Here is a 9,504-nt window from a genome sequence, read left to right on the forward strand (position 1 = left end):
TTCAGCGTCGAGCATACAGTGTCTTGTTGCCCTTCAGTCATCGCTGAAAACAGTGGGATACTGATGGCTTCTTTATAATACTGCTCCGCTTCAGGGAATTGACCGGACGCAAATCCTAATTTTTGATAATAGGGCTGCATATGTACAGGGATATAATGCAAATTAACTAGAACCCCTGCCGCACGCAGCGCGTTAAACACATCAAAGTGGGTTATGTTAATTTGTTCTAATTGCAGACGAATGACGTATAGATGTCTGGCTGATTCACTGTCGGGGTGTTGCCAGGGTAAGGTGATTGGTAGGTCTTGAAGTAACTCGTCATAGCGAGACGCTAGCTTATGACGCTTGATAACAAACTCTTGTAAGCGCTGCATTTGTGATAGCCCAAGAGCAGCTTGCAACTCTGTCATGCGATAGTTAAAGCCCAATGCAATTTGCTGATAATACCAAGGGCCATCTGCAGCTTTAGTCATTAACTCTTCATCACGAGTAATGCCATGACTGCGCAGTAGCAACATTTTTTCAGCGAGATCTTCCCTATTGGTCACGGCAGCGCCACCTTCAGCACTGGTAATTATCTTGACCGGATGAAAACTAAATATCGTGATGTCGCTGTAACCACCATTACCAATAGGCTCACCCTTATATTTACCGCCAATCGCATGTGAGGCATCTTCAATAATGTGAAAGCCATACTTTTTAGCCAGTTCATGGATTGCTTGCATATCACATGACTGACCACTGAAATGCACAGGGATTACTATCTTGGGTAGCTTTCCTACCTTTTGCGCTGCAATAAGCTTTTTCTCTAATTGTTTCGCGCAAAGATTATAAGTACGAGGATCGATATCGACAAAATCAACTTTGGCACCGCAATACAGCGCACAATTTGCTGAAGCGACAAAAGTATTTGGTGTTGTCCAAAGCCAATCTTCATTGCCTAACCCTAAGGCCAAACAGGCGATATGTAATGCCGATGTCGCACTGTTAACCGCAATAGCATACTTGGCATCACACGCATCCATGATGGCCTGTTCAAATGCAGGAACTTGAGGGCCTTGGGTCAAAAAATCTGATCTAAGAACCTCAACCACAGCATCAATATCTTGCTGATTGATGTCTTGGCGGCCATAGGGAATCATTTAGACGCTCCCTATTTTTTCGCAGTTTATCTGTAGCCAATCTTGCAAATCGCCATCAGACATCCATTCGAGATTACTATCACTGGCGTACACGAAACCTTTAGGTACTTTTTTACCATCTTTGATTCGCTTTGGACATACTGCCCAGTTATGTATCAGCGGCAAAATTTTAAAATGTTCGGGATATTCATAGGTATAACAAGCGTCTTCGCTACTGATCATTTGTTCATGCAGTTTCTCACCGGGACGAATACCTATAATTTCCTGCTTGGCTTCTGGGGCGAGTACTCTGGCGAGATCTGTCATTTTAATAGAAGGGATTTTTTTGACGTAAATCTCGCCACCAATCATATCTTCGAACGCAGGCCAAACTAACCTGACGCCATCTTCTAGTGAAATCATAAAGCGGGTCATACGGTCATCGGTAATCGGTAGCACACCTTTATCTCTAATAGACATGAAAAAAGGAATGACTGAGCCACGAGAACCCATGACATTGCCATAACGTACTACTGAAAACTTAGTGCCATGCTCGCCAGAATAAGCATTACCCGCTACGAACAATTTATCGGAAGCAAGCTTAGTAGCACCATAAAGGTTGATCGGGCTACTGGCTTTATCAGTAGAGAGCGCAACCACACCTTTGACCCCTTTATCAATACAGGCATCAATTAAGTTCATGGCACCATTGATATTGGTTTTTACGCATTCAAATGGGTTGTATTCAGCGGTGGGTACAATTTTAGTAGCAGCCGCATGGACAACATAATCAACGCCGTCTAATGCACGGTATAAGCGCTCTTTATCACGGACATTGCCGATGAAGAAGCGCACTCTATCGTCACCGACGAATTTTTTTGCCATCTCCCATTGCTTCATCTCATCACGTGAAAAGATGATGATTTTTTTAGGATTATATTTCGCTAAGGTCATGGGTAAAAAGGTATTACCAAATGAACCTGTGCCGCCAGTGATGAGAATAGTGCTATTAGTCAACATGTAAAATCCCTCTACCAGTTGCAATGCTACCAAATATTATTCGATCAATTACTCTGTAATAAACTTAACAAAACTATAACACCATTAATATCCAAAATAAAGCATATATATATTTATTAATTTTAATTTTTGAATATACAAGTAGTAATGATGACTTAAACGTAAAACAAATGCTAAAAATTAATTATCAAAAAAAGAGCGTTGGCTTAAATATATGATTATTCATATATTTAAGCCAACGCTCTTTACCAGTTAGAAAATTACCGTTATCTACAGAAAAAAAATTTAGGAAATATTAATAAAAATATGAGCTACAGTGTTCGATGTGGTAAAAGTAAGCAGATTAGCAATCTACTATAAAGGTCAAATTAGCAGTTTTGAATATTCATAACTGTCATCATGATCTGAAACCAAGTCAACACTTACCAATAAATTTTCAGCTTTCAGCTTATTTATAGTACCTTGCAATGCCCATAATGGCGCGTTTATTTTTTCTGCTATTTCTAGATTGGTACTGACTCCATCACAATAAGCCAAAAAATTCATCATATTTTTGACTACTAAGCTACTGTCTTTGGTGCCAATGGTGGGATGTAGACCTCTCTTGCCAAGTTGGGGTTCGCACAAAAAGTTTGTATCAAGTACCTCATTAGCTTCAAGACATTCAATCGATTTTTTTAGCACCTCATAGCTACCAAGCAGCCCGGTAGCCGTGACCAGCTCCAAGTCATCTAAAGAGGTGTGATACTCTGGATAGCAACCATACTTGGTTCTCATGATTGAACATACAGGCAGATCTATGCCCTTGCTACAGTACTGTCTTTCATCACTTCCCCTGTCCAAAAAAGAATAACTGACAAACTCTGGATGCGTGTGGGTTAAAACATGTTTTGCTACTTGGTCTGCTAACGTATCACCAGTTTTGGAAGGCAAATATGAGTAAGCCCTATCATCACCAACACAGGTAATATTAAACCCAGCAATGATGTTTTGTTTCATCGCTTCATGATGACGGCTTAGATAAGTTATTGAGCCAATAGTTTCAGGGATAATAATGATACGATAAGTATATTTTCGGGACGGCAAACTTAACAGCCATTTTGCCAAAAACGCTGTTACCACTGGTCCTGATAGCTCATTATTTGCCATTGAGGGGTGACACAAATAGGTTGATAAAAAGATCTCTTCTGCCGTCTTACCTGGAATGATCAATTCCCCGTAGGTTAAGCTTCCTTCTTGTAAATCACTGTCTATATATACTTCATAAGTACCTGGTTTGAGCGTGTCCCTCTCTTGTTGAGTGATACAAAAACCCCATCTTTCTTGGTAATATGAGGTTATATAAGGTATCGCATTCGGCTGCTCTGGCAATGAGTAAAGATGCTCCTGCAACTCTTCAAGCGATATGTTTTGATTTACGGGTAGAGAATAGCCAACCACATGAAGGTTAGAAACTTTAAAGTCACATATTTTTTTGCCATCAGGAGTAATGATATAGGCGTCTCTAATACTCCACTCTTTTGGGACTTCCCAATCAAAGCACTTGGTACCAGTTGCTACCTCAAACACATTCAAATCATGCAATTGCATATCATTTTTTAGAATCTCTAAGGATTCTCGAAAACCTGTGCCAGTGATGCTACGACATATCGGAAACAGCTTTTCACAAAGCTTGTGCATTGCTATACCAATCTCTTCCATTACTTCGCTCTCCTTAACCTGATCGAGAATGTCCCGTACTTTATCTGAGCTTAATAGCGCTGAAATAGAACGCCTTACTGACCGCATATAAATTCTTCATCACGACAACTATGCTGCAAAGTACTTTTGTTGTAAAGAAATATATCCTTAAATACGAATATATTGGTTAAAAACGTATAAGGTAATTTAATAAGTTGTGTTTGGGCTTATCGTTTGGTTTTACCGGCGGTGACTGACCAATAGATTAGGGGGCGAAAATATAGAGATTTAGTAGATATATAGCTTTATAAACCCCACGCTTTTTTCCTTATCTCTGCAAAATAAGCTGCCTGGTTACCCGTTATCATAAAAGACATAAGCCATTGTGCTTGGAAATAAATTTTATACTGATAGTCCTTTTCATTAATGAGAGGAAAAGGGGTTAAACTTATATTAAATTGCTTAGCCAATCTGCGATATTCGCTCATAATTCGCCAAATACTTACCCACCCTTTATTGGGCATGACGCTAAAGAACATCTCCGCACTGTCTATCAAGTACAGCTGAATAAAACGCTGCTTTATGATATCGATTTCTATATCCGTTTTGGCAAGTGCTAAACCCTCTTTCAGTCCATGAGTTGATGTATAAAGACGATCAAGTGATTTTAGCGTTATCTCACCTCTCGTAATAGAAGCGAACTCTTGATGATATAGGTAGCCAACGATGTCTGTTTTTAAAAAACTCGTGACGAGAAGCGGAAGGGTAAACGCCAGTGGAATGTCTTCGTAATAGCAGTTTTCAGGATAACGAACCTGGTTTTCAATCAAAAAAACCCGCCTAAAAGCTTTGCATGTTTGAGACAAAAACTTGCTAAAAAGCAGAGAAGAAATTTCTTGTCTATCTCGATAGCTGCCTGCCAACACACCCATTCTATTGATAGGAATACCGTCTGAGCTTACAACATTAAAATCGATAAAATCATACTGATTGGCGCAGTTGCTTTTTATACATGCTAATGCCTCTAGCGTGATGTCATCATCAGAGTCGATGAACCAAACATATTCACCGTTTGCCCGTTTTAACCCCGTGTTCCTAGCACCACCAGGGCCCTTATTTTCTTGTTTTATTACGGTTATATTAGCCTGTGGTAGGTTATCTCTAAAATCGGTAAGTAAACGATAAGTGTCGTCAGTTGAGCCATCATCAATTAAAACAACCTCAAGATCGCTCGACGTTATTTCTGATATACGTTTAAGAATCCTCTTACATTTGTGTACCGAATTGAAAAACGGGATAATCAAACTTAAATACATGCCAAACCTCCCGCTGGCAACGCTAAGCGTATTGTGCCATTTCTTTGAACTTGACATTACGTGCTACAAGTTCTTGATAGGTCCCACAATCAATTATTTTACCCTGTTCCATAAAGTAGATAAGATCACATTTCTCTACGGTCTTTAGACGGTGTGCAATCATAATAATAGTCTTTTGACCACTGAACTCATGGATAGCGTCCATGACTGTCTTTTCAGTAATACCATCTAACGCACTGGTTGCTTCGTCGAATACTAAAACCTCTGCTTCATGATAGAGTGCGCGGGCAATACCAATACGTTGCCGCTGACCACCTGAGAGCTGTACGCCGCGCTCCCCTACTTTGGTATTGATACCTTCTGGCAGTTGCTCAACCAATTCTGTCAAATTGGCTAGATTTAACGCTTTATTAACTTGCTCAAGGCTGATGTCTTTCGCCGGGATACCAAAGGCTATATTTTCAGCGACGCTCCCTTCACTCAGAAAAATACTTTGTGGTACAAATCCCAATAGATCTTGCCAAGCGCGTTTATTATCTACAGTGATACGAACATCATCGACATATATACTACCCTGATGCGGGGTAAGCAAACCAAGTAATAAATCTATCAAAGTTGATTTGCCAGAGCCTGACGAACCAACCAGCCCAATCACACTGTTTACAGGGATAGTAATAGTAACGCTATTCACAGCCGGTCTCTCTTTACCAGGATAACTAAACGTTATGTCGCTGAGCTTGATGCCTTTTTTTAGATCAACTGAGGTGGATACAGCGGTATCATTGCTAGTTTTCTGACTATCAAATGACTGCTCTAAATCTTCTCTGATGGCTTCAAAAGCAGCAGTATTACCTTTAATTTGAGATAGACTAGAATATATTTGTTGTAAAGCTGGCAACAACTTAAATGCCGCCAGCGCATAGACGGCTAAGACTGGTAAGACTTCTCCTAAATTACCAGAATGCACCTTAATCAATACCAAGACTAAGGAAATCATCGCCCCAAAGGCTATCAGCTCGATAAAATATCGTGGTACTTGACTAATAGCTATATTGGTTCCTTGAGCACGGGCAAAGACTTTACCACTATCGTGAAACCGATTAATAAAATCATGGCTGCGATTGAGTAGCAAGACATCTTTAATACCACCAAACCCTTCATTCATGAGTCTAAAACGTTGAGTCGACACTTCAGAGAGCTCTTGACCGTTACTTTCTAATTTTTGTCGCACCAAACTATATAGCAGAAAGTAGGCTAACGAAAATATGAATAATCCCAAAATCGCGATAACCGGATCATAAATCACGATACTGATAGATATAAACAGAGCCAATACTATTTTTGCATTCATCGTCATAAGTGGTTGGACAATTTGTGAACTTATCCTTGCCGCCTCTGTAGATACCTGCTTCGTCAGCTGTGCACTACTGCCACTGGCATGAAACTGCCAGCTTTGCTGCATATAGTAAGTATAAAGGCGATCTGCAATCTCAGTACCGATACGCGCACCAAAGATTGACAATCTCCAAGTGGTAAACATGGAAACCACGGTAGAAAATGTCAGCATAACCAGAACGATCACACCAGTATAAAACAAGAAGTCCATTGGATTATTCAGACCAGACATCTGATACAATTGCGCAAAAATGCCATTGGTCTCTAGTATGCTAATATCGCCAACTAACGCCATAAAAGGAGCTATAGACGCAATACCCAATAGCTCTGTAAACGCCATAATAACCACCAGCACTTGCAATATATAAAATTGTTTTAACTGTTTATCGGTCAGCAGGGCAAAGAGCTGTTTGATTACTGTCAACATAACTTATCCAACTATAATAAGTTCAACATAAAAAGGATTCAGCGAGACTGGAATCATTTTTTTTACAGCCTCTAGCGACGTAGACACAGCACCCTAGAAACATTTATAAAGTTCAGCGTTATAACGTAATGTCTCTATTTTATTTGACATCAACCATACAAGCTCTTTTTTAAAAAAGTGACATACCAAGGCATCGCTTTTTTTATACCTTGAACGACATCGAACTGAGGGTCATAGCCCAAAGCGCCTTGAATCTTACTAATATTAGCCTGACTATGGCGTACATCCCCTTCTCTAAAGTCACGATAGATGGGCGCTTGGCTATAATCTACGCCATTAACGTTTAAGTTATCTTTTAGTGCCATAAATAAAGTATTGAGCGTGGTACGACCACCAACAGCCACATTATAGACTTGGTTTTTGGCATCATCATTGGCGGTAGCTGCCAAGATATTGGCCTGTACCGCGTTTTCGATAAAATTAAAATCACGACTGGTTTCTCCATCACCATTGATATAAACCTCATCGCTTTGAATCATGGCTGCTGTCCATTTAGGAATCACTGCAGCATAAGCGCCATCAGGGGTTTGACGCTTACCGAAAATATTGAAATAACGTAGACCAATAGTATGAAAATCATAAGTACGCGCGAAAACGTCAGCATATAGCTCATTGACGTATTTGGTCACAGCATAGGGTGATAAAGGCTTACCAATAGCATCTTCGACCTTTGGTAATGCTGGATGATCACCATAAGTCGAGCTACTAGCAGCATAGGTAAAGCTTGTCACCTTCGCATCGCGAGCGGCGACAAGCATATTTAAAAAGCCTAAAATGTTGGTATCATTGGTATTAATAGGATCTGCGATAGAACGTGGCACTGAGCCTAATGCTGCTTGATGGAGAATATAGTCAATATCTGCGCAAGCGGTTTGGCAGTCTGCTAAATTGCGTATATCACCTTCTATGAAGCTGAAACGTTGCCATTGCTCAGACGTTACCACCGATTGAACCTCGTTTAAGTTATGCTGAAAACCTGTGGAAAAATTATCTAATCCAATGACTTTTTGATTGAGTAATAACAGAGTCTCTAGTAAATTTGAGCCTATAAATCCTGCAACCCCTGTAATAAGCCAAGTCTTTGGTTCATTAACTAATGCTTCTGTAACTTGTTGATAGGCGGTTACTTTCATAGCAAATATCTCCCTTATTACTTTGATTACTCTGCATACTTAAAGGCGTATATCGGCATCTTCCTTGGTAAACAAATACTTTAGATCATAGAGAACGTGATTATCTTTACCCAATGCTCTTATGCTCTCTATTCCCATCGCTACAAACTGCTCATGAGCGACCGCTAAAATAATACCGTCGTATTGCGCTGTTACAAGCTGAACAATAGGAGTAATACTGTATTCTCGCTTAGCCTCGTTGGCATCTATCCAAGGGTCATGAACATCGATCTCGATATTATATGCTTGTAGCTCATGTACAATATCGATGACCTTAGTATTACGTACATCTGGGCAGTTTTCTTTAAAACTGAGTCCTAAAACCAAAACCTTAGCACCTTCAACTTGTATGCGCTTTTTGATCATGGTTTTGACCAGCTGTGTGACCACATACTCACCCATACTGTCATTCAACCGCCGACCTGCCAATATAATCTCAGGATTATGACCAATAGCTTGTGCCTTATGAGTCAGATAATAAGGATCGACACCAATACAGTGACCACCGACAAGTCCGGGACGAAACGGTAAAAAGTTCCATTTGGTTCCCGCTGCCTTGAGCACTGCTTCAGTATCTATTCCCATCTTATTAAAGATGACCGCTAACTCATTAATCAAGGCAATATTGACATCTCTTTGGGTATTTTCGATGACCTTGGCTGCTTCTGCGACCCTAATACTTGGTGCTTTATGCGTACCCGCAGTAATGATTAAGTTGTAAACGTTATCAATAAAATCGGCGACCTCAGGTGTCGATCCAGCCGTTATTTTTAAAATATTAGTTACGCGGTGCTCTTTGTCACCTGGATTTATCCGCTCAGGGCTATAGCCTGCATAAAAGTCTTGATTGAAAATTAATCCAGATACTTCTTCTAGTACTGGCACACAAACCTCTTCGGTCGCGCCAGGATAGACCGTAGATTCATAGACCACAATGTCATCTTTCTTTAGTAATGAACCTATTGCCTTTGAGGCCATAATTAGTGGCGTCAAGTCGGGTTGCTTTGAGCTATCGATAGGTGTCGGTACAGTTACAATAAAAAAATTACAGTCTTTGAGTGTTTGGATATCTGAGCTATAACGCAAATGTGTCGCTACAGCTAGCTCTTCATCACTAACTTCCAATGTATGGTCTGTACCTGACATTAGCGCAGCAATACGGCTGGCATTGATATCAAAGCCTACCACTGAACGCTGCTTGCCAAACTCAACTGCCAAAGGAAGACCGACATATCCCAAACCAATCACAGCAATTTTTAGCTCATTTATATTTGTCATAGCGTTCTACCACCTAAGCGTTTTTGAAGAGCGTG

General features: G+C 40.3%; 7 protein-coding genes. All 7 read right to left on the reverse strand.

Annotated elements, in window-relative coordinates:
* A partial coding sequence (gene pseC / locus V7D75_RS02865; protein ID WP_333613334.1) for a UDP-4-amino-4,6-dideoxy-N-acetyl-beta-L-altrosamine transaminase occupies nucleotides 1-1,142 on the reverse strand: 1,142 nt, incomplete at its 3' end.
* Nucleotides 1,143-2,141, reverse strand: coding sequence for a UDP-N-acetylglucosamine 4,6-dehydratase (inverting) (pseB, locus tag V7D75_RS02870; RefSeq protein ID WP_333613335.1), 999 nt, complete (start codon nucleotides 2,139-2,141; stop codon nucleotides 1,143-1,145).
* Nucleotides 2,142-2,504: 363 nt separating this feature from the next.
* Nucleotides 2,505-3,842, reverse strand: a complete 1,338-nt coding sequence (locus tag V7D75_RS02875; RefSeq protein WP_333613336.1) for a DUF4910 domain-containing protein — start codon at nucleotides 3,840-3,842, stop codon at nucleotides 2,505-2,507.
* Between the two features lie 284 nt (nucleotides 3,843-4,126).
* The gene (locus V7D75_RS02880) at nucleotides 4,127-5,194 is read right to left on the reverse strand and encodes a glycosyltransferase family 2 protein (RefSeq protein ID WP_333613337.1); all 1,068 of its coding nucleotides are present in this window, start codon (nucleotides 5,192-5,194) and stop codon (nucleotides 4,127-4,129) included.
* Nucleotides 5,160-6,959 carry an ABC transporter ATP-binding protein gene (locus V7D75_RS02885; RefSeq protein ID WP_333613338.1) on the reverse strand — a complete coding sequence of 600 codons (1,800 nt, stop codon included), beginning with the start codon at nucleotides 6,957-6,959 and terminating at the stop codon, nucleotides 5,160-5,162. Before V7D75_RS02885 ends, V7D75_RS02880 begins: the two co-directional genes overlap by 35 nt.
* 149 nt (nucleotides 6,960-7,108) lie before the next feature.
* Nucleotides 7,109-8,152, reverse strand: coding sequence for an NAD-dependent epimerase/dehydratase family protein (locus tag V7D75_RS02890; RefSeq protein ID WP_333613339.1), 1,044 nt, complete (start codon nucleotides 8,150-8,152; stop codon nucleotides 7,109-7,111).
* 39 nt (nucleotides 8,153-8,191) lie between these two features.
* Entirely contained in the window at nucleotides 8,192-9,469 is a 1,278-nt protein-coding gene (gene tviB, locus V7D75_RS02895) for a Vi polysaccharide biosynthesis UDP-N-acetylglucosamine C-6 dehydrogenase TviB (protein WP_333613340.1), read from the reverse strand.
* Nucleotides 9,470-9,504 lie beyond the last annotated feature (35 nt).

Source organism: Psychrobacter sp. (assembly GCF_036731945.1).
Lineage (GTDB): Bacteria > Pseudomonadota > Gammaproteobacteria > Pseudomonadales > Moraxellaceae > Psychrobacter.